The sequence below is a fragment of the Acidobacteriota bacterium genome (assembly GCA_003696075.1).
In the GTDB taxonomy this organism is placed as follows: Bacteria; Acidobacteriota; Polarisedimenticolia; order J045; family J045; genus J045.
In genome coordinates this window covers 18571-40351 of sequence record RFHH01000053.1, presented here as the reverse complement: position 1 = coordinate 40351, position 21781 = coordinate 18571, and the positions used below count along the sequence as shown (strand labels likewise).

Sequence of the window (21781 nt, the reverse complement as noted above, 5' to 3'; positions counted from 1 at the left end):
GCCGAGGGCAACCCCCCACGGGCGGCGCCCCGTGCCGCGCGCCGATACCCTGAGAGCGATGGGGGCACTTCGAGCGGCGGTTCTTTTCGACGTGGACGGCACGCTCATCGACGCGCGCGGGGCGGGCCGCCGCGCTCTCGCGCGCGCCGCGAGCGTCGCCTTCGCCGTCCCCGAGAGGGCGGCCGGTGAGGCCCTCGCGGCGATCGACTTTCGCGGGGCGACCGACCGGGGGATCACGCTCGCGCTGGCGACCGCCCTCGGGCGGCGGCCCGGCGAGCGGTTCCCCGAGCTCCTCGAGGCCTACGTCCGATTCCTGGAAGAAGAGATGCGGGCGGCGGAACGGCGGCTGCTGCCCGGGGTCGGCGCCCTGCTCGCGCAACTCGAGGCTCGCCGGCAGATCTCGGTCGGGCTGCTCACCGGCAACTTCCGGCGTGCCGCACGGATCAAGCTCGCCCCGTTCGGCCTGGACCACCTGGCCGACCGGCCGGGCGGCTTCGGCGAGGACGGGCTCGATCGGCGGGACATCGCGCGAGCGGCGGTGCGCCGGATCGGGGCGCTGGGAATCCCGCCGCGGCGGGTCCTGGTGGTGGGGGACACGCCGCGGGACGTCCGGGCCGCCCGCGCGGCCGGCGCCCGGGCGGTGGCCGTGGCGAGCGGGTGGACTCCGCGGGACGAGCTGGAAGGCTGCGGCGCGGAGATCGTCCTGACCGACCTCAGCGAACCGCACTCGCTCCTGGGGCTGGTCGACGGCATGAACTCTCAATCTTGACGAATCGCCGGTTTTCGATGGACATCTCGCTGAATTTCGTGGGTTTTCCTGCAAACTGAACCAGAAAATCGCCCATTTCGTCAATTTTTTTCGTTCATCCTGTTGACGGAACGGCGGCCCGGTCCTAAGCTGCGCCCTTCCTTGTGCCGGGGCCACCCGGGCGGAGGCCGACATGCCGAGAACCGAGAAAGAGGTGCGCGACATCCTGGCGGAGGAGAAGGTCCGCTTTCTGCGGCTCGTCTTCTCCGATATCCACGGCGTGATCAAGAACGTCGAGGTGCCGGACAGCCAGTTCGACAAGGCGCTGGCCGGCGAGATCCTCTTCGATGGCTCGTCGATCGAGGGCTTCGTCCGCATCCAGGAGTCGGACATGCTCCTGAAGCCCGATCTCGACTCGCTCCGGGTGTTCCCGCAGGAGGGAACCGACCGCGTGGCGATGCTGATCTGCGATGTGGCGAATCCTGACGGCAGCCCCTTTGCCGGGGATCCCCGGTACGCGCTCCGGCGGACATTGGAGCGGGCGCGGGCGATGGGGTTCGAGTCGATGATGGGACCGGAGGCCGAGTTCTTCCTCTTCCATCGCACCGCCGAGGGGACCGCGACCACGCGCACCCACGACCGCGGCGCCTACTTCGATCTGGCCCCGGTGGACGCCGGCGAGGATGCCCGGCGCGAGATCGTCAACATCCTGGAGCAGATGGGCTTCGAGGTCGAGGCCGCGCACCACGAGGTCGCCCCCGGCCAGCACGAGATCGACTTCAAGTACGCCGACGCCCTCACGACCGCCGACAACCTGTTGGTCTTCCGGCACGTCGTGCGCAAGGTCGCCCTGAAGTTCGGCCTCCACGCCACGTTCATGCCGAAACCTCTCTTCGGCGAGAACGGGTCGGGGATGCACGTCCACCAGTCGCTGTTCGACCGGGAGGGGCGGAACGCCTTCGACGATCCGGAGGGCGAGTACGGTCTCTCCCGGATCGCCTTGTCGTACATCGGGGGCATCCTCGACCACGCCAAGGCCATTTGCGCCGTGACCAATCCGACGGTCAACTCCTTCAAGCGCCTCGTGCCCGGCTACGAGGCGCCCACCAACATCGCCTGGTCGGAGCGGAACCGAAGCCCGCTGGCCCGCGTGCCCGCGCGGCGCGGTGTCGCGACCCGCGTCGAGGTGCGGATGCCGGATCCCTCGTGCAATCCGTACCTCGCCTTCGGCGTCATGCTGCGGGCGGGCCTCGACGGCATCGAGCGGAACCTCGATCCCGGTCCGCCGGTCAACAAGGACATCTTCCGGATGAGCGACCGGGAGAAGAAGCGGCTCAAGATCGACAACCTGCCACCCGATCTCTACGCGGCCGTCCGGGCCCTCCAGAAGGACAAGGTGATCCTCGACGCCCTCGGGGAGCACATCGCCACCCACTTCATCGAGGGGAAGCTTCGCGAGTGGCAGGAGTACATCACGATCGTGCATCCCTGGGAGGTCGAGCGTTACCTCCAGACGTTCTGAGACCGGGCGCGGCTCCCTCGAGGGGCCGCGCCTTTTTCGCCGGCAGAGCCGCCTCCCGTCTCCGCCGGAGATGCCGGGGGCGCCGGCAGCGGGCGGATACGGCAACGCCGTTCGGCATCGCGATCACCGCGCGGGAATTCACCGGCACGCATCGGGCGGTTCGCCCCGGAGGCGGGGTGGTGTCGCCAGGTCGGGGATCCCGCCGCAGGACCGCTCCCGGCGGCGCGGTCTCGTGTGTTCCCTGCAGGAACCGGCCGGCCCCGTCGCTCGAAATCGCCGGGCCTCCGGGAATCGGTCACCGGCGCCGACACCTCGCTCTCCGCGCGGCCGCAAGCGGTCGGGGGATCCGGGTGTGACGCTCGAGGAACCGGCGCTTCTTCCCCCAAACATCATCGGCGCCGGGCGCCGGCGGCGGACTCGTCGGATTCGAAAGGTCGTCGGATTCGAAAGAAGAAGTGGGCGATTCGGACCGGACGGGACTGCCGGCAGCCGGCGACGGCCCGAATCCTTCCGGGACTCGAGCCCGTTCGGCACCGTCAGGATCGCACCTCGCTATTCAGGAGGCCGCGTACGCAGCAGGCCGGCCCGCGTGGGCCGACTCGAACCGGGAACTCGCGCGCGGCTCGGCCGCCACCGTTTCCGCGACCGGACTCGCCTCCGGGACGGTTCGCCTCGTCCGGCAGGCGCTTGTTCCCTCGAGTGTTTCCGCCCGCGCCACCGGCCGGCGCGGGCCTCCCGGAAGCGGTCAGGCGGACAGTCCGTGCTGCTTGTAGGCACCCAGGATGGCGAAGCTCTTCTGGGCCTCGACCGCCATCCAATTGCGGTACACGCGCTGCCGGGTCAGGTCGAGCGTGTAGCTCTCGCCCTCCCACTTGAAGTTGACGAACTCGGGCTTCTTCACCGCCGTCCGCCGAGCCGGCTTCTTGCTACGGGTGGAACGCTTGGCCATGGTCATCCGGTCTCCGGTCCCGCCCTCGTCGGGCGTTTCGCCACCCCTTGCCCAGCAATCCTCTTGCCAGCGGGCCCCGCAGGGGCTTTCAATCGTAAGATCCTTACTTGCAACGAGTTACAAACAGAGGCCGCCCTGGGCAGGGCCCGGCCGCAGCAGAAAATAGGCCAATTACACCCCTTTTTCTTGTTTCTGGGTCAATTCGGCCCTATTCTTCGGGTGACGTGAGCCCGCAGCCCAACGCTCCTTCTTTTCCCCACTCCTCCGAGGCGTCGATCGCCGTCGTCACCACCGACCCCGTCCTGCGCCGCCGGCTGGTGTCCCTGTGCCGGGAAGAAGGACACGAGGTGACCGCCGCCGACGATCCGGAGCGCGTCCTGGACCTGGCGCGCTCCGGACGGCTCGACATCGTCCTCCTGGACGCCACGCCTCCCGGAGGGCCGCTCCCCCGGCTCCTCCCGGAGATCGCGCGGCTGCCCGACGGGCCGGCGCCGCTTCTGATCGCACCGCCGGCGGGGCCGAAGGCGATCTTCGACCTCCTCGACGCCGGTGCCCAGGATGTCCTCCACCGCCCGCCCCATCCGCTCGAACTCCGGCTGCGAATCCGGCAGGTCCTCGACCGCCGGGACCTCGACCTGCACGTCGCGGGTCTGGAGGAGGCCATCACCGAAAGGTCGCGGCGATCGTTCAGCACGCGGCAGCTGGTGAGCGCGTCGCCGGCGATGCAGGAGCTGGTCCGGACGCTCGACCGGGTGGCGAAGATGCGCACCACCGTGCTGATCCGCGGGGAGAGCGGCGTGGGCAAGGAGCTCGTCGCCCGGGCGATCCACTTCCGCTCGCCCCGCCTCGAGGCGCCGTTCATCCCGATCAACTGCGCAGCGCTCCCCCCGCATCTCATCGAGTCGGAGCTCTTCGGCCACGAGCGCGGGGCGTTCACCGGAGCGGTGAGCCGCCGAGCCGGGAAATTCGAGCTGGCCCACCGGGGCACGCTCTTTCTCGACGAGGTCGCCGAAACGGATCTGCCGACGCAGGCCAAGCTCCTCCGCGTCCTCGAACAGCAGGAGTTCATGCGGGTGGGCGGGACGAAACCGGTCCGCGTGGACGTCCGCCTGGTGGCGGCGACCAACGCGGACCTCGAGCGCCTCGTCCGGGAGGGGAGATTCCGGGAGGACCTCTACTACCGCCTGAAGGTGGTGACCCTGGTCGTGCCGCCGCTCCGGGAGCGGCGGGAGGACATCCCCGAGCTCGCTTCGTCGATTCTCGACCAGATCTGCCGCCGGAACGGCCTGCCCCCGAGGCGGCTCACCGCCGCCGCCCTCGACCGATTGTGCGCCTACGGCTGGCCGGGCAACGTCCGCGAGCTCATGAACACGCTCGAAGCGGTGGTCGTGGCCACGCCGGCGACGACGATCGACGTGGAACACCTCCCGCCGCCCCTCCGTGACCCCGGTGCGGAAAGCGGTGCCGCGCCGGCGCAGATCCCGGTGGACCGCTCCCTGCGAGAGATCGAAGCCGAGGCGATCCGGGCCGCTCTGATGGCCGAGCGGGGCTCGCGCACGCGCGCGGCCGCACGCCTGGGGATCGCGGTGAGAACTCTGCGCCGGCGGATAAGGGCTCTCGGTCTCGATCGGGAGTTGCCCGCGCGTCCCGGCCGCCCCCGATCGCGGAGCTCTTCGACGCGCTGAATCGTCTTCGAACGGTCTCAAATCGTTCGGATCGAGCGCGACACCTCTTGACAAGCGACAAACTAACCAACCATATTTCGGACGGTGTCGTACGACCACCCGCCGTGCGGGGAGAGATCCGCACGGTGAACCGCGCGGGGACGCCCGCGTGAACGAACGCCCGCATCGACAGGATGCGCGGCAAGAGGAGGACCGAAGCGATGGCCACCCGCAAGAAGGCGCGCAAGGCGGCCAAGCGCAAGACGACGAAGCGCAAGGCCACCAAGCGCAAGAAGGCGACCAGGCGCAAGAAGGCCACCAAGAGGAAGGCCACCAAGCGCAAGAAGGCGACCAAGCGCAAGGCCACCAAGAGGAAGGCCACCAAGCGCAAGACCACCAAAAGAAAGACGAAGAAGACCGCGCGCTAGCGCAAAAGGACGCACTAAATAAACCCTCTCAAGGGAAAGCCGGGCGCCCGTTCGGGCGCCCGCTTTTTTTCGCCCGCAGTCCCAGAGCAAGTCTTTTGTTTTCAAGACCTTGCCAAGCACGGGGCGGCCCGGCGGCGCCGGGAAGCCGGACCGTCCGGGGTGCAGGCGAACGCCCGCCGGATCGGACGCACCACCCGCGGCATTGCGGCGCGGACGGCGTCCGGGCAAGCTCGCCGGCATGCCGCGCGCTCACGTCTTGCTGGTGAACCTCGGCACGCCGGAGGCCCCCACGGAGGCGGCCGTCCGCGCTTTCCTCGACGAGTTCCTGAGCGACCCCTCCGTGGTCGATCTCCCCCGATGGATCTGGCTTCCGCTGCTCAGGCTGATCGTGCTCCGGCGCCGGCCGGAGCGCGTCGCGCGCCAGTACGCCTCGATCTGGAGCGCCGAGGGATCTCCGCTCGAGGTCGGCACCCGCAGGATCGCCCGCGCCCTCGCCGCCCGTCTCGGCGCGCGGGCCGCGGTGGAGCCGGCCTACCGATACGGACGCCGTCGGGTCGACGAGCGCCTGGAGGCGGCTCTTGCCCGAGGGCGGAGCGCCGTCGTGCTGCCGCTCTTTCCGCAGCCGGCGCGCGCCACGACCGGCACGATCGCCGAGCTGGCCGAGGAGACGGCACTCCGGATCGGAGCCCGGGACCGGCTGCGGTTCGCCGTCCCGGCATGCGACGCCAGCGGATACGTGGAAGCGCTCGCCGACAGGTGCCGCGAGGCCTTCCGCGCGAGCGGCGGATCGCCGGATCGTCTGGTCGTCTCCTTTCACGGACTCCCGGTCCGCCAGGACCGGCGGGAAGGCGGTCGCTACAGCGAAGCCTGCCGGCGCACCTTCGCGGCGTTGCTCCGGGCGCTCGACTGGCCGGAAGAGCGGGCGCACATCGCCTACCAGTCCCGGTTCGGACCGGGACGATGGCTGTCCCCGGCGACGGAGGCGGTTCTGCGCGACCTCGGCCGGCAAGGCGCGGGGCACGTGGCGGTGGTCTGCCCCGGCTTCCTCACCGACGGACTGGAGACGATCGAGGAAATCGGCGTGCGGGGCGCTCGCATCCACGCGGCCGCGGGAGGAGGGCGGTTGACGCTCGTGCCGGCGGTCGCCGATCACCCCCGTTTCGTCGAGGAGCTGGCGCACCTCGCCGAGGCGGCGCTGGACTCCCTCGCGTCCCCGGCCGTCCCGCCGTAGGAGCGCTGCCGCGGAGGGCGCCGGGCGCCACGTCCTCCCCCCCGCGGCCCGGTCGCTCGCGGCCGCCGGTTTTTTTTCGGGCGGTGACACGTCTGTGACACATCGCGACCGTTCTGCTCGCATCATGTGAGGCGAGCGGGGGACGGCGCCCGGGGCGCCACCGGCCCGCGGGTGCCCCGGACCGTCCCCCCGCTCGCCCTCCCCGAGTCGACCTGCCGAAAGCCGCAGCGCGCCGGGTGGACCCGGCGGGAGCCGCCGATGAACCGGATCGGACTCGTGAGCGTCACGTGGCGGAAGGGGGGGCCCGAGCGGCTCGCCCAGTTCACGGTTCCCGAGGCGGAGAGGGAGGCTGCCCTCGTGCGCCTCGCGGAGCGCGCGGGGCTGGACGAGGCCGTCTACATCGCCACCTGCAACCGCGTCGAGGTCGTCTTCGCCGGCGACGGCCGCACACCGCTGGCCGCGTACCGCCCCCGCATCTTCACCGAACTCGCCGGGCGGCGCCCGGAGCCCGGGGAAGCGGAACGGACCTTTCACGAGTGGGCCGGGGAGGGTGCGGCCGAGCATCTGCTCCTGGTCACCGCCGGGCTCGACTCCGCCCGCGTCGGCGAGACGGAGATCGCGGGGCAGGTGCGGCGCGCCTACGACACGGCGCGCCGGGCGGGTCTGGTCGGACCGCGCCTCGAGCTGCTCTTCGAAGAGGCTTTCCGTGTCGCCGGGCTCGTCCACCGGAGCACGCAGATCGGCTGCGGGCGGGCGTCGCTCTCCGAGATCGCCATGGAGCATCTTCGGACGCGGCTGAGCCGGACGGGTGGGGCGGTGGCCCTCGTCGGGGTGTCCGACATGACGCGGCGCTGCGCGAAGGCGCTCAGCGACGCCGGCGTGCCCTTCTTCGTCGTGAACCGCACGCCCGCGAAAGCGGCGGCGCTGGCGGGAGAGCACGGCGGCACGCCCCTCCCCCTGGACCGCTTCCGCGAGGCGCCCCCGGAGGTGGAGGCGGTGCTGCTCGCGACCGGCGCGCCGGGCCCGGTCCTCGACCGCGCCGCGCTCGAGCGCCTGGCCGGGCGCACGCCGTCCGGCGAAGCACCGCTCGTGGTCGACATGGCGGTGCCGCCCGACGTGGATCCGGAGGACGCGCGCCTGGCCGGCGTTCCGCGCGTCGGCATGGCGGAGATCATCGCGGAGGCGGAGAGGAACCGGGAGCGGCGGTTGGAGGAGATGGCGGAGGCCCGCGAGCTGGTGGACGAGGCGCTGCTCGACCTCCGCCGGAGGCTGGCGGAACGCCTCCTCGCCCCCTGGATCGCCGCGGTCCAGCGGCGATACCGGCAGACCGCCCTGGAAGGAGTCGAGCGCCTGTTCCGCCGTGACCTCAAGCACCTCCAGCCGGACATGCGCGAACCGCTCCGCCGCTGGGCGGAAACGCTGGCGCGGCGGTTCGCGCACCTGCCGACGAACGGCCTGCGCGGCCTCGCCCGCGAGATCGGTCCCGAGGCGGTTCAGGCCTTCTTCTCGCACGCCGAAGACGAAGCTCTCCTGCGGAACGTCCGAGAGCTCACCGCCGGCCACCCCGCGTTCCTGATCCCGGTCGGCGAGGAGGAGGAGGGATGAAGATCCGCCTGGGAACCCGCGGATCGCGCCTCGCTCTGGCCCAGGCCCGGGATGTCGCGCGCCGGCTCGCCGCCTCGGGACACGAGGCGGAGATCGTGATCGTCCGGACGAGCGGCGACCAGCGGCGGGATGCGCCGTTCGCCGAGATCGGTCCGGCAGGGGTGTTCGTGGTGGAGCTCGAGCGAGCGCTTCTCGACGGCCGCGTCGACATCGCCGTGCATTCCTACAAGGACGTGCCGTCCCTAAGCCCGGCGGGGCTGTCGATCGTCGCCGTTCCGGAGCGGGTCGATCCGCGCGACCTTCTCCTCGTGAGGGAAGCCTCGGCCGCCGGGGGAGAAGGCACGCTCCCGCTGAAGCCGGGGGCCACCATCGGGACCGCCTCGATGCGGCGACGCGCCTGGATCCGGGCGGAGCGGCCGGACCTCACCACCGCCCTCCTCCGCGGCAACTTGCCGACGAGGATCCGCCGGCTGGCCGAGGGAGATTTCGACGCGATCGTCCTGGCAGCGGCCGGGATCGAGCGGCTCCGGCGCGCCGAGGGGGCCGGCGCTCTCCCCTTGGACGGCATCCGCGTGGTCCCGCTCGACCCGGAGCGCTTCGTTCCGGCGCCGTCGCAGGGGGCGATCGCCGTCCAGGCGCGCGCGGACGACGATGCGATCCGGACGGCGTGCGAAGCGCTCGACGATCCGGCGGCGCGGCGCGCGGTCCGGGCCGAGCGGCGCCTCCTCGAGATGGTCGAGGGGGGCTGCAGCGTGCCGTTCGGCGCCTACTGCCGGCCGGCGGGCGAAACGGCGCTGGAGCTGATCGCCCGCCTCGAGCGCGGCGGGAGGATCGTGGACGCCCGGGCTCGAGGGGAAGACCCGGATGCGCTGGCGGCCGAGGTCTTCCGGCGTCTCACCGGCGGCGGGGGCGGCGATGATTGACCTCTCCGGCAAGCGCCTGCTGGTCACGCGCGCCGCCGAGGACGCGCCGGAGTGGGCCCGCGAGATCGCGCGGGCGGGAGGACGGCCGGTGATCCTCCCGTGCGTGGTGGTGGAGCGGCTGACCGACAGGGATACCGCGGCAGCGCTTCGCGGGGCGCTTCGCGGCGCCGCCTGGCTCGCCCTCGCCTCGCGGCGAGGAGCGGAGGCGGCGGCGGATCTGGTCGGCGGCGAACTTCCCCCTTCGGTGAAGATTGCGGCCGTCGGTCCGTCGACCGCCGCCGCGGCCCGCCGGCGCTTCGGGCGGTGCGACCTCGTTCCGCCCGAGGCCACCGGAAGGGGCCTCGCCATCGCTCTCAGGCAAGCGCTGAGCGCTTCCCGGGAAAAGGCGCCGGTCGTCGTGGCCGCGGCCGACCGGGGCCGGAGGGAGATCGAGGAGATTCTCGCCCCCGAGGGCGTGGAGGTGCGGCGCGTGGCGGTCTACCGTTCCCGCCCGGCGCCGCCGGCCTCGCCACGCCGCCGGCTGGGGCGTGACGAACTGGACGCCGTGCTGCTCGCGAGCCCCTCCGCGGTTCGCGGGCTCCTCAACCAGGCCGAGGTCGATGCGCGCCTGCCGCTCGTCACCATCGGCCCGACCACGAGCGAGGCCGTGCGTCACGCCGGGCTCCGCGTCGCCGCCGAGGCGCGCCGTCCCGGAATCCACGGCCTGCTGGAGGTGGTGCCATGACCGAACTGAAAGTCTCCGGATTGGAAACGACGACGCCGGGCCGCTCCAGGCCGCGGCGCCTGCGCCGCAGCGCCGCCCTGCGCGACCTCTGCGCCGAGACGCGGCTGTTCGCCGACCGCCTGGTGATGCCGCACTTCGTCCTCCCGGCCGATCGCGGTGCGGAGGAGATCCCGTCCATGCCGGGGATCGAAAGGTACGGCCTCGACGATCTCCTCGCGCGCGTGGCGAAGGACCTGGAGCTCGGGATCCGGACGGTGCTCCTGTTCGGCATCGCACGCCCGGGCGCGAAGTCGCCGACGGGCGATCACGCCGCCGATCCCGAGGGCGCGGTCCCGCGCGCCGTCGCTGCGCTCAAGAAGCGGTTCGGCGCCGATTTGACGGTCATCACCGACGTCTGCCTGTGCGCCTACACCGACCACGGGCACTGCGGCGTGCTGTCGGGAGGCGACGTGGACAACGACGCCACCCTGGCGCCTCTCGCGCGGATGGCGCTCGCCCACGCCGAGGCCGGCGCGGACGTGGTGGCCCCCTCCGACATGATGGACGGCCGGGTCGCCGCCATCCGGGACGCTCTCGACTCGAACGGCTTCACGAACGTGGGGATCCTCTCCTACGCCGTCAAGTACGCCTCCGCCTACTACGGGCCGTTCCGCGACGCCGCGGACTCGGCGCCCGGCAAGGGCGACCGCCGCGGGTACCAGATGGACCCGAGGAACGCGCGGGAAGCGCTGCGCGAAGCGGCGCTCGACGAGGAGGAGGGCGCGGACATGCTGATGGTCAAACCGGCCCTGGCCTATCTCGACGTCATCCGCCGCGTCCGAGAGGTCTCGACCCTCCCGCTCGCCGCGTACAACGTGTCCGGGGAGTACTCTCAGGTGAAGGCCGCGGCGGCCCGCGGTTGGCTCGACGAGGCTGCGATCGTGCGGGAGAACCTCCTGGCGATCGCACGCGCCGGCGCCGATGTGATCATCACCTACCACGCGCGGGACGCACTCGCTGGGGGTTGGCTGTGAGTGCCGGACCGAACAGCCGTAACCTGTTCGACCGCGCCCGGCGGGTGATACCGGGCGGTGTCGACTCACCGGTCCGGGCCTTCCGGGCCGTCGGCGGTATCCCCCCCTTCATCAGGCGGGGCGCGGGGGCGGAGGTCGAGGACGAGGACGGGCGGCGTTTCGTCGATTTCGTCGGCTCGTGGGGACCACTGATCCTCGGCCACGCCCATCCCGAGGTGGTCGACGCGGTGCGCCGCGCGGCCGGCGAGGGAACGACGTTCGGCGCCCCGTGCCGCGCCGAGGTGGAGCTGGCGGAGACCGTCGTGCGGCTCTACCCGGGCCTCGAGCAGGTGCGCTTCGTCTCCTCCGGGACCGAGGCCACCATGAGCGCCATCCGCCTCGCGCGCGGCTTCACCGGCCGGGACCCGGTGGTGAAATTCTCCGGCTGCTACCACGGGCACGCCGACCACCTGCTCGTCTCCGCCGGCTCGGGCCTCGCCACGTTCGGCACGCCATCCTCCGCCGGTGTCCCCGAGCCCTTCGCCCGCCTCACCCGCGTGCTCCCGCTCGACGACGAGGAGCGGTTCCGCGCGCTGATGCGCGATGAGGGGGAGCACGTGGCAGCCGTCATCGTCGAGCCGATTCCGGCGAACAACGGCCTTCTGGTGCAGCGCGCCGACTTTCTCCGCGCGTTGCGCGAGGAGACGGAGCGGGCGGGAGCCCTGCTCATCTTCGACGAGGTCATCAGCGGCTTCCGCGTCGGACCGGGTGGCGCGGCCGAGCGCACGGGCGTGACCCCCGACCTCGCCACGTTCGGCAAGGTGATCGGCGGCGGCCTTCCGGTGGGCGCCTTCGGCGGCCGCCGGGAGATCATGGCGCGCCTGGCGCCCGAGGGGGACGTCTACCAAGCGGGCACGTTGTCGGGAAATCCGGTGGCGATGGCGGCGGGACTGGCCACACTCCGGGTTCTCGAGCGCGAGCGCGGCTGGGAGCGCCTGGAGGAACTCGGACGGCTTCTCGACGAAGCGCTGGCGCCCGTGCTCGCCGCCGCGCCGGTGCCCGCCCGGCTCGTGCGGGTGGGCTCGATCTTCTGGCTTTGTTTGCAGGAGGGGGATCCGCCGCGATCGGCCGAGGCGATCGCCCCCGAGGCGGCCGCCCGCTACCGGGCCCTCTTCCACGCCCTCCTGGAGCAAGGCATCCAGCTCGCCCCTTCCGCCTACGAGGTCGGTTTCCTGTCGCTCGCCCACGATCGGCACCACCTGGAGAAGTTGGCCGGTGCCCTTCCCGGGGCGCTGGCCGCCGCGGCGAGCGCCGGCTGAGGGAGGCGGCATGCGGGCGCGGCGGCGCAACGTGCGGATTCTCCAGGTGGGATTCCTGGCGTTGCTGGTCGTCTGCTGCGCCCAGGTGCTCTGGTGGGTACTGGACGAGGCGCGCTACACCCGCCGCGTCGCCGAATTCGACGAGCAGCTTCTCTCCCAGCAGGCACAGGCGGCGCACGTCATGCTCCAGCTCGGCTACCCCGCGGACCAGGTGGCCGAGTTGTTTCCGAACCTGGACGTGGAGCGGTCCGCTCCCCGGGCGCGGATCTCGCGGGCGCTCCGCGAGCGGCTCCGGCGCGACCGCTGGCGCCGGCTGAACCGCTACGGGTGGGAGGCGGGATTCTTCCTGCTCGTGCTCTTCGCCGGAATGAGCGTCCTCGGCCGCGCCCTGCGCGAGGAGTTCCGCTTGAAGCGGCGGCAGGAGAACTTTCTCGCCGCCGTCTCGCACGAGCTGAAGAGCCCGATCGCGAGCCTCCGGCTCTCGGCCGAGACCCTCGCGATGCGCGATCCGCCCGCCGAGCAGCGCCGGGCGATCGTGGAGCGCATGTTGGACGAACTCCAGCGGCTGGAGACGATGGTGACGAACGTCCTCGACACGACGCGGATCGAGGAAGGCCGGATCCCGTACGAGCCGCAGCGGGTTTCGTTGCGGCGCACGGCGGAGGCCGTGCTGGACGAGCTGGCGCGGACCGCCGCGGCCCAGGGAGTGGAGCTGGTGAGCGAAATCGAAGCGGACGTCGAGGCGTGGGTCGACCCGGCGGCGGCCCGGACCGTCGTTCGGAATCTCACCGACAACGCGGTCAAGGCGACCGCCGCAGCCGGCGGCGGGAGGGTCCGGCTTCGCGCGACCGCCCGCTCCGGCGCGGCGGAGCTCGAGGTCGCCGACACCGGGATCGGCATACCCGCGGACGAGCTGGGGCGGATCTTCGACAAGTTCTACCGGCCGGGCGACGAGCTGAGGCGGCACACGCGCGGCTCGGGGCTCGGCCTGTACCTCGTTCGGCGCTTCATCGAGATCGGCGGCGGAACGATCCAGGCCCGCAGCGCCGGTCCCGGGAAGGGGGCGTCCTTCACGGTCCGCTGGCCACTGCCGCCGGGGAGGGAATCGTGAGCCGGCCGACGGCACGGATCCTGGTGATCGAAGACGAGGTCCACCTCGCGGAGGGAATCCGCGAGAACCTGGCCGCGGAGGGCTACGCGGCGGAGGTCGCCCACGACGGGCGCGAGGGACTGCAGCGGATCCTCTCCGAGCCGTGGGATCTCGTCCTGCTCGACGTCATGCTCCCGGGGATCGATGGATTCACCATCTGCGAGCGCGCCCGCGCCGCGGAGAGGGACTGCCCGATCCTGTTCCTGACCGCCAAGGGAAGCGTCGACGACCGCATCCGCGGGCTCGAGGCGGGCGGCGACGACTATCTCCCGAAACCGTTCCATCTGAAGGAGCTGCTGCTGCGGGTGAGGGCCATCATCCGGCGCCGGAGCTGGTACGAGGCCATGCCCAGCAGCGGGGCGACGCTCGCTTTCGGCGGCAACACCTTCGATTTCCGTTCTTTCAAGGGGCGCTCGTGGGACGGCCGCGAGCAGACGCTGACCCAAAAGGAGGCGATGATCCTCAAGGCTCTCGCCGAAAAGGAGGGCGAGGTCGTCTCCCGCGAGGAAATCCTCGAGAAGGTCTGGGGATACGACCTGTTCCCCTCCACGCGGACGATCGACAACTTCATCGTCCGGCTCCGGAAACGGTTCGAACGGGATCCCGAAAACCCGGTCCATTTCCACACGGTGCGCGGCGTCGGATACCGCTTCACGCGCGAGCCGGAGGGACGCGATGACGAATGACCTGCTGATGAGAGCCCTGAGGAGCGAGCCGACACCGCGCCGGCCCGTCTGGGTCATGCGCCAGGCCGGACGCTACCTGCCTGAGTATCGAGAACTCCGGGCCCGGTACACCTTCGAGGAACTGGTCGCCGACGCCGAACTGGCGGCGAAGGTGACGATGATGCCGATCGAACGGTTCGGATTCGATGCGGCCATCATCTTCGCCGACCTGATGAGCCCGCTGGCCGCGCTGGGCGTTTCGTTCCGGTTCGATCCCGGTCCGGTGATCGCCGAGCCCGTGCGGGATCGGGCGCGGATCCGTTCGCTGCGCGTTCCTCCGCGGGAAGAGATCGCTCCGGAAGTCCAGGCGGCTTTGCGCATCGTCAAGCAGGAGCTCGGGGGCCGTGCCGCCCTGCTCGGCTTCGCCGGCGCCCCCCTCTCGCTCGCCGCCTATCTCGTGGAGGGACGGGGGCGGCGCGGGTTCCCGCGGCTCCGCGCCATGGCGGCGGCCGATCCCGCGGCCCTGGGGGAGCTGCTCGACGTGCTCGCCGAGCTGGCGGCGGAGTACGCCATCGCGCAGGCTGCCGCGGGGGCGGACGCGGTCCAGATCTTCGACTCTTGGGCGGGGATCCTGCCGCCGCGCACGTGGAGGGAACTGGTGGAGCCTCGGCTGCGGGCCCTGCTCGAGGCGCTCGGCCGGGCCGGCGTCCCGCGGATCCTGTTCCTCCATCAGGCGCCGCACCTGGTGGAGCCGTGCTCCGCCCTGCCGTGCGAGGCGCTCGCTGTCGACTGGATGACCGACCTCGCCGAACTCCGCCGGAAGCTCGGTCCGGAACGGCCGGTGCAGGGAAACCTGGACCCGGCCGTCCTGCTCGCCGGGCCGGAGGCGACCCGGCGCGCCACCGAGCGCCTCTTGAGGGAGGTTCCGGCACGGGGTCACATCGTCAACCTCGGTCACGGGATCACGCCCGACGCCCCGCTGGAGAGCGTGGAGGCTCTGGTCGAGACGGTGCACGCGGAGCACGCAGCGGCGGCCGCGGGCGAGGAGGCTCGATGAACCGCGAGAACCGATCGGAGCGGAGCGCGGGGCGGCCGACAGCGCGCGAGGTGACCGCCGCCCTGCTCGCGAAATACGATCGCCCGGGACCCCGCTACACCAGCTACCCGACGGCTGTCGAGTTCCACGAGGGCGTGGGGGCGGACGAGTACGAGCGCCGTCTCGCCGAGGCGAACCGTGCCGCCGGCGAGCCGTTGTCGCTGTACGTCCACCTTCCCTTCTGCCGGCACCGCTGTCTGTTTTGCGGCTGCCACGTGATCATCACGCCGCACAAGGAAAAGGCCCTCCCCTATCTCGAACTGCTCCTGAGGGAGGTCGAGATGGTGGCCGAGCGCCTCCCGGACCGCCGCCGGTTCTCCCAGTTGCATCTCGGAGGCGGCACGCCCACCTATTTCGACCCGCCCACCTTGGCGGAAATGCTCGAGCGGCTGCTTGCTCGATTCACGCCGGTCGAGGGGGCGGAGATGGCCGTCGAGGTCGACCCGCGCGTCACGACGACCGAGCACATCGACCGCCTGGCCGATCTCGGCTTCAACCGCATTTCGATGGGAGTTCAGGACTTCACGCCCAAGGTCCAGGAGGCCGTCGAGCGCGTCCAGAGCGTGGCGATGACCCGGCGCCTCGTCGACCACGCCCGGGCCAGGGGTTTTTCCGGGATCAACATCGATCTGATCTACGGGCTCCCCTATCAGACTCCCGAGGGATTCGAGAGGACGGTCGAGACGGTCATCGACCTCGGGGCGGACCGGGCCGCGGTCTACTCCTTCGCCTTCGTCCCATGGATGCGCGGTCACATGAAAAAGCTCCCGGAGGGCAGCCTTCCCGGCAGGGAGACGAAGTTCAGCCTGTTCGGCATCGCGCGGGAGCGCTTCCTCGCCGCCGGATACGAGCCGATCGGAATGGACCACTTCGCCCGGCCCGAGGACGAGCTAGCCGTGGCGCGGCGAGAGGGCCGACTGCGGCGCAATTTCCAGGGTTACGCCGTCGTTCCCGCGCCCGACGTGATCGGGCTCGGGATCTCCGCCATCGGCGATCTCCGCGGCGCCTACGTCCAAAATGCGAAAAAGCTGTCCGAATACCGCCGGCTGCTGGACGCGGGAACCCTTCCGGTGGTGCGAGGCATCGTGCGCACACAGGACGACGAGATCCGCCGCGACGTCATCCACGAGCTCATGTGCAACTTCGCCGTCGACATGAGGGTGATCGAGCGCCGCTACGGAATCGACTTCCGAAGCTACTTCCGCGACGACCTGGCACTGCTGGCCGAGCACGAGCGCGAAGGGATGTGCACCATCGGGCCGGATCGCATCGAGGCCACACCGACGGGCGAGCTGTTCATCCGGAACCTCGCCATGTGCTTCGACCGGTATTGGCGAGAGCGCCACGCCTCCGACGACCGCCCGGTCTTCAGCCGGACCGTGTGACCGCGATGCCTGGCTCCAGCTTCGGCGCCGATCGCCGCCGGCCCCCCTTCGGCGGGGGGACCTCCGAACGGCGGAGGGCGCGTCGTAGCCGGGAGGATCGGGGTAGCCGGCGGGCCCGCCGTAACCGGGCAACTTGCAGCAGCCGGGGAGCCTGCCTCCCGGATCCGGCGAATCGCCCGCGGATCCCTCCCGCAGCGCCGACTTCTGATGACTTCCGGGCCCCAAGGCGCCCGGCTGCGGGCGGGAGGACCGTCCCCGCATCGCCCCCCGCTTTCCGCCGCATCCGCGGCCGAAGCGGCCTGGCTACGGAAGAGGGAGCCGCGCGCGCGCCGGCGCTCCCCAGGGGTCGCGCCTTTCGCCGGCGGCCCTTTCGGTGAATCCCGCCATGAAAAAGCTCGTCGTGATCGGAGGTGGGATCTCGGGTGTTGCAGCGGCATGGCGGGCCGCCGCGCAGGCCGACCGCGTCCCCGGCGGTCTCGAGGTGCATCTGTTCGAGCGTGACGCCGCGCCGGGTGGCAAGGCGCGTACGCACCGGCAGGACGGCTGGCTCGTCGAAACCGGACCGACCGCGTTCATGGGCGACGAGCCGGCGGTGGACGAGCTCGTCGCCGCTGCCGGACTCGAGAGCGAGAGGATCGCTGCCGACGAGGCGGCAGCCCACCGATTCGTGGTGCGCGGCGGGACGATGCGCGAGGTCTCGGCGAACCCGATCCGCTTCGCGCGCTCCGGCATCCTCGGCCCGGCCGGCCTGTTGCGGATCGCGCTCGAACCGCTCGTTCCTGCGCGACGCGACGGGGCGGATGAGTCGGTCTGGTCCTTCGCCGCGCGCCGCATCGGCCGACAGGCGGCCGACCGCCTGATCGCGCCGATGGTGCTCGGTGTCTTCGCCGGAGACGCGCGGCGCCTCTCGCTGCCGGCCGCGTTCCCGCGGCTCGCGGCCCTCGAGCGCGAGCACGGATCGCTCGTCCGCGGAATGATCGCCCTCAAGAGGTCACGATCGGCACGTCCGCGCGGAGGCCCCGCCGGCAGCTCCGCCCCGCTGTGGTCGTTTCGCGAGGGGATGCAAACGCTTCCGCGCGCGCTGGCGCGGCGCGGCCGATTCGAGGTGCACTGCGGCGCTGCGGCGGCGGCGATCGAAGCGACAGCGGACGGGCGTTTCCGCGTCCGGTTCGAGCGCGACGGCGCCTGCGACGCCGACGCGGTGGTCGTCGCGACCGAGCCGTGGGCCGCCGCGCCGTTGCTCCGGCCGCTCTCGCCCGAGGCGGCCCGCGAACTCGACGGGATCACCTGCCCCCCGGTCCTCGTCGTGGCCCTCGGCTACCACGGCGATGCGGCGCCCGGCATACCGCGCGGATTCGGCGTGCTCGTCCCACGAGGGGAGGGGCTGCGCATCCTCGGTTGCCTGTTCGACACGTACCTCTTCCCCGGCCGCAGCCCGGAGCGCCACCTTCTCTTGCGGGCCATGCTCGGCGGCGCCGTCGATCCCGAGATCGCCGGCGCCGACGACGCCGCGCTGGTGGCGACGGTGCGAGAGGACCTGCGCCGCCTGGCCGGCATCACGGCCACACCGGTGTTCGTGTCGATCACGCGCTGGCCGCGCGCGATCCCGCAGTACGAGCTCGGCCACCTCGATCGCGTGCGCCGCATCGAAGAGCGGCTTTCGCGCTGGCCGGCGCTGGCGCTCGCCGGCAACGGTCTCCACGGCATCGCCTTCGGGAAAGCCGCCGCCGCCGGGCTCCGCGCCGCCGATCGCGTCCTCGAGGCCCTGGCCCGCCCGGTCACGGCCCGCGCCGACTGACCGCACGCTCTCGGCCCGGACTCTTCATCGAGTCCACGGAGAAGGCGCCGCATCGGGTCGCTGGGCGGGAACTACGGTCCTTCCGGCCCATCCTCCGCTCTCTCGCGGCCGGACGGTCCTCCGGAGCTGCCGGGCCATCCTCTCGGCCGCCCTGCGCAAGGCCAAGGCGGCAGCGGTCCCCCCGCGGAGCTTCGTTCCAGGACACTTCGGGCGCTCGGAACCGTGCGCGGGGCACCCTGCGCCATCGACGGCGTTTCGCCTCGGGGTTCCGTGGATCGTCCCGGTTGGGCCGGTGCATCCCCGAGGGTGCAGAATCGCTTTCGACCCGCGGACGGCTCGGAGGCTGCGGGCGCCTGCCGGTCCCGGCCGGCAGGATCCGGGCGAAATCCCCGTTGTCCGCCGAACCAGGTGCCGATTCGCACCGTCGAGGGTGCAGCTTCGCGTTCTCGGGGGAGAACCTCATCCCCATGCGCGAGGCCGAGGGCTTTCGCTTGGCCGGGAGGGGCCGGCAGCACTCCGACGAGAGTGCGGTGAATTCCCGAGGGTGCGTTCTTCGATTCGGCCCGTTCTGCCAGCGATAGCCGCCAACCCCGGTGGGCCCGCCGGCCAAGGCAGCATCGCAGCTGTTCGCTTCTCGAGATCTCGTGCCGGTATCGCACCGCCCGCGAAGCACCTCCCGTGACCGTTGGCGCGTGCGTGCGATCCGGCCGCGCAGGGAGCGCCTGCGCGTGCGGGCGGAAAGGCGAGCCGCGGCGGACGAACGACGCCGCTACCGCCGTCAGAACGCCGGCCCGTCGTAGCGGCCGAAGACGTCGGCGAGCGCCGTGCTGATCTCGCCCACGGTCGCGTGCGCCTCGACCGCCTCGAGGATCGGCTCCATCAGGTTGCCGTGGCCGGCGGCGGCGTCGCGGACCGCGTCGATGGCGCGCCTCCAGCGCACCGGATCGCGGCGCCGGCGCACCTCGGCAAGGCGTGCGCATTGCCGCTGCTCGAGCTCTTCCGGTACCTTCAGCACCGGAACGTCGGGCTCCGCCCCCTCCCGGAAGCGATTGACCCCGACCACCACTCTGTCTCCCGACTCGATGGCGCGCTGCAGCCGGTACGCGGCGTCCGCGATTTCCCGCTGCGGAAAGCCGCGCTCGATCGCGGCCACGGCGCCGCCGAGCTCGTCGATCCGCGCGAGCAGCTCGGAGGCGCGGCGTTCGATCTCGTCGGTGAGGCTCTCCACGAAGTAGGAGCCGGCGAGGGGATCGACCGTATCCGCCACCCCCGTCTCGTGCGCGAGAACCTGCTGCGTGCGGAGCGCCAGCAGTGCCGTGCGCTCGGTCGGCAGACCGAGCGCCTCGTCGAGCGCGTTGGTGTGAAGGGACTGGCACCCTCCGAGCACCGCCGCGAGTGCCTCGTAGGCGGTCCGAACGACGTTGTTCTCCGGCTGCTGCGCCGTCAGCGAGGCTCCGGCCGTCTGAGCGTGGAAGCGCAGGCGGCAGCAGGCGGGGTCGGTGGCGCCGAACCGCTCGCGCATGATCTTCGCCCACAGGCGGCGGGCGGCGCGGAACTTCGCCACTTCCTCGAAGATCTCGATCTGGGCGTTGAAGAAGAAGGAAAGCCGCGGGGCGAACCGCTGCAGCGGCAACCCCGCCTCCAGGGCCGCACCGACGTAGGCCGTCGCATTGGCGAGCGTGAACGCGACTTCCTGCACCGCCGTGGCTCCGGCCTCGCGGATGTGATAGCCGGAGATCGAGATCGTGTTCCACTGCGGAACGTTCTCGGCACACCAGGCGAAGATGTCGGTCACGAGACGCAGCGAAGGGCGGGGAGGGAAGATATACGTTCCCCTGGCGATGTACTCCTTCAGGATGTCGTTCTGGACGGTCCCGCGCAGCTTGTCCAGGGGAACGCCCTGTCTTCGCGCCACCGCGACGTACATCGCCAGCAGGATCGAGGCGGTGGCATTGATCGTCATCGAGGTGCTGACGCGGTCGAGGGGTATGCCGCGCAGGAGCACCTCCATGTCCTCGAGACTATCGATCGCGACGCCGACCTTGCCCACCTCGCCCCGCGCCAAAGGGCTGTCGGAGTCGAGCCCCATCTGTGTCGGCAGGTCGAACGCCACCGAGAGGCCCGATTGGCCGCGCTCGAGGAGATAGCGGTAGCGTGCGTTGGACTCCTCGGCCGTCCCGAACCCCGCATACTGGCGCATCGTCCAGAAACGGCTCCGGTACATCGTCGGCTGGACGCCGCGGGTGAACGGCGGCTCTCCGGGGAACCCGAGCCGCTCCGCGTAGCCCCCCGCCGGTCTGTCGGCGGGGGTGTAGAGCCGCTCGACGGGGATTCCAGAGGAGGTCTCGAAACGCTCCCGCCGCTCCGGGACCTTGGAGACGGCGGGCGCCACCCGCTCGCGTTCCCAGCGGGCCTTCTCGCTCGCTATCCGGTCTCGCTCGTCCATGGCGCCGGCCCTTCGGAGGACCGGCAGATTAGCACGCGGGGGCGCTCAGCGCGCCGCCGGGTCGAGGACGAGGACGCTTCCCAGCGGGCGGTCGTGCGGGCCCCGGACGCGCACGAACTTGACCGTGAGGTCGCGCGTCTCCGTGCCGCGGCGGAGGCGCACCCTTCGCTCTTCGCGCGGCGCGCCGGTGGCGATGAAGGTGAGCCACGCCCCGCGGACGGCGAGCGGGAGCGGGACATCGGCGAGAACCTGCCCCTCGACGCGAAGGCCGTCGAGATCGAACTCCTCGCGCGCCCGCTCGTTGACGATCAGCACGCGCTCGGCGTCGTCGACGGCGACCACGCCCACGTCGAGCACCCTCGCCATCGCTTCCAGCATCGCGCGTTCCCTTCGGCTCTCCTCCGCCCGCACGAGGAGCTCCGTGCTGCGTTTTTGGAAAGGCTCCAGATCGCGGACCACGAGGAGCCGTGTGGCCGCGCCGCAGGGAGGCTCGAGCACCCGGACGCGCACCTCGCAGCAGTGCGAGAGACCCTGGGCGTCGAACAGCGTCACCTCGGTGCGGCCCTCGCCGCACCGGACGAGATCGGTCAGCCGCAGCCCCTCCATCGAGTCGGCATAGGGGCCGGCGAGCTGGCCCACCGCGGGCGGCGCCTCCGGATCGATCTCACGGCCGAAGAAGGCGGCGAAGGCCGGGTTGGCCCACAGCAGCCGCGCTGCGGAGTCGGCGGCGGCCACCGGGTCGGGCAGCTCGGCGAGAAGCACCCCGGGAAGAAGCTCCTCCCCCTCCCGGGCGGCCCGTTCCGCGTCGCGTCCCGTCGAAAGGAAGGGGAAGGTTCGCATCCCGCCCGGTTCCGCCCCAGTCAGCCGATGCTGCTCCGCCGCCCGACCGCTCCGCATGTTGGGGCTGACACGCGGGCGGCCGGACGGCGGCTTCGCCCGAGCTGAAGCAACGTCCGTGCCATGGGGTGACTCGGATGATTTCGGAATGTAACGAACAATTTCGAACGCAAAAACGCGTCCACCGGAGGGCCGCCACCGGTGCGGGCGCACCGGTTCGGGACGGGGCACCGTCCCGGGATGGCACACCTGTCCGCCGGTCACCATATTTGCCCTCGCGAGCGCCGGAAATGAGGAGC

Annotated in this window: 18 protein-coding genes; 15 read left to right on the top strand and 3 right to left on the bottom strand. The window is 71.6% G+C overall.

Annotated elements, in window-relative coordinates; translation table 11 throughout:
- Positions 1–31: 31 nt before the first annotated feature.
- Positions 32–769, top strand: coding sequence for an HAD family hydrolase (locus tag D6718_03285; protein RMG47623.1), 738 nt, complete (start codon positions 32–34; stop codon positions 767–769).
- Between the two features lie 172 nt (positions 770–941).
- A complete protein-coding gene (gene glnA / locus D6718_03280; protein ID RMG47622.1) occupies positions 942–2270 on the top strand; it encodes a type I glutamate--ammonia ligase in 1329 nt (442 codons plus the stop codon).
- Between the two features lie 745 nt (positions 2271–3015).
- On the opposite strand, the gene D6718_03275 is transcribed toward glnA, so the two are convergent.
- Entirely contained in the window at positions 3016–3225 is a 210-nt protein-coding gene (locus tag D6718_03275) for a hypothetical protein (protein RMG47621.1), read from the bottom strand.
- A gap of 101 nt (positions 3226–3326) precedes the next feature.
- Here D6718_03275 and D6718_03270 point away from each other — a divergent pair, with 101 nt between their 5' ends.
- The 13 genes from D6718_03270 (at position 3327) to hemG (ending at position 18199) form a co-directional block, all read left to right on the top strand.
- Positions 3327–4904, top strand: a complete 1578-nt coding sequence (locus D6718_03270; GenBank protein ID RMG47620.1) for a sigma-54-dependent Fis family transcriptional regulator — start codon at positions 3327–3329, stop codon at positions 4902–4904.
- Between the two features lie 200 nt (positions 4905–5104).
- Positions 5105–5311, top strand: coding sequence for a hypothetical protein (locus tag D6718_03265; GenBank protein RMG47619.1), 207 nt, complete (start codon positions 5105–5107; stop codon positions 5309–5311).
- Positions 5312–5513: 202 nt separating this feature from the next.
- Positions 5514–6542, top strand: a complete 1029-nt coding sequence (gene hemH, locus D6718_03260; GenBank protein RMG47618.1) for a ferrochelatase — start codon at positions 5514–5516, stop codon at positions 6540–6542.
- A gap of 258 nt (positions 6543–6800) precedes the next feature.
- Positions 6801–8147, top strand: a complete 1347-nt coding sequence (locus D6718_03255) for a hypothetical protein (GenBank protein RMG47617.1) — start codon at positions 6801–6803, stop codon at positions 8145–8147.
- Positions 8144–9070: a hydroxymethylbilane synthase gene (locus D6718_03250; protein ID RMG47616.1), complete on the top strand. Its 927-nt coding sequence runs from the start codon at positions 8144–8146 to the stop codon at positions 9068–9070. Before D6718_03255 ends, D6718_03250 begins: the two co-directional genes overlap by 4 nt.
- Positions 9012–9794, top strand: coding sequence for a uroporphyrinogen-III synthase (locus D6718_03245; protein ID RMG47615.1), 783 nt, complete (start codon positions 9012–9014; stop codon positions 9792–9794). Before D6718_03250 ends, D6718_03245 begins: the two co-directional genes overlap by 59 nt.
- Positions 9791–10807: a porphobilinogen synthase gene (hemB, locus tag D6718_03240; protein ID RMG47614.1), complete on the top strand. Its 1017-nt coding sequence runs from the start codon at positions 9791–9793 to the stop codon at positions 10805–10807. The genes D6718_03245 and hemB overlap by 4 nt, the downstream gene beginning before the upstream one ends.
- 23 nt (positions 10808–10830) lie before the next feature.
- A complete protein-coding gene (locus D6718_03235; GenBank protein RMG47626.1) occupies positions 10831–12105 on the top strand; it encodes a glutamate-1-semialdehyde 2,1-aminomutase in 1275 nt (424 codons plus the stop codon).
- Positions 12062–13216, top strand: coding sequence for a sensor histidine kinase (locus D6718_03230; GenBank protein RMG47613.1), 1155 nt, complete (start codon positions 12062–12064; stop codon positions 13214–13216). The genes D6718_03235 and D6718_03230 overlap by 44 nt, the downstream gene beginning before the upstream one ends.
- The gene (locus D6718_03225) at positions 13213–13941 is read left to right on the top strand and encodes a DNA-binding response regulator (GenBank protein ID RMG47612.1); all 729 of its coding nucleotides are present in this window, start codon (positions 13213–13215) and stop codon (positions 13939–13941) included. The genes D6718_03230 and D6718_03225 overlap by 4 nt, the downstream gene beginning before the upstream one ends.
- Positions 13931–14977: a uroporphyrinogen decarboxylase gene (gene hemE / locus D6718_03220; protein ID RMG47611.1), complete on the top strand. Its 1047-nt coding sequence runs from the start codon at positions 13931–13933 to the stop codon at positions 14975–14977. The genes D6718_03225 and hemE overlap by 11 nt, the downstream gene beginning before the upstream one ends.
- The gene (hemN, locus tag D6718_03215) at positions 14974–16401 is read left to right on the top strand and encodes an oxygen-independent coproporphyrinogen III oxidase (GenBank protein ID RMG47610.1); all 1428 of its coding nucleotides are present in this window, start codon (positions 14974–14976) and stop codon (positions 16399–16401) included. The genes hemE and hemN overlap by 4 nt, the downstream gene beginning before the upstream one ends.
- A 373-nt stretch (positions 16402–16774) precedes the next feature.
- Positions 16775–18199 carry a protoporphyrinogen oxidase gene (hemG, locus tag D6718_03210; GenBank protein ID RMG47609.1) on the top strand — a complete coding sequence of 475 codons (1425 nt, stop codon included), beginning with the start codon at positions 16775–16777 and terminating at the stop codon, positions 18197–18199.
- Positions 18200–18977: 778 nt separating this feature from the next.
- Here the strand turns inward: hemG and D6718_03205 are convergent.
- Both D6718_03205 and D6718_03200 read right to left on the bottom strand, forming a co-directional pair.
- The gene (locus D6718_03205; protein RMG47608.1) at positions 18978–20645 is read right to left on the bottom strand and encodes a methylmalonyl-CoA mutase; all 1668 of its coding nucleotides are present in this window, start codon (positions 20643–20645) and stop codon (positions 18978–18980) included.
- 45 nt (positions 20646–20690) lie between these two features.
- On the bottom strand, positions 20691–21749 hold the full coding sequence (locus D6718_03200; protein RMG47607.1) for a PAS domain-containing protein: 1059 nt from the start codon (positions 21747–21749) through the stop codon (positions 20691–20693).
- Positions 21750–21781: the final 32 nt, after the last annotated feature.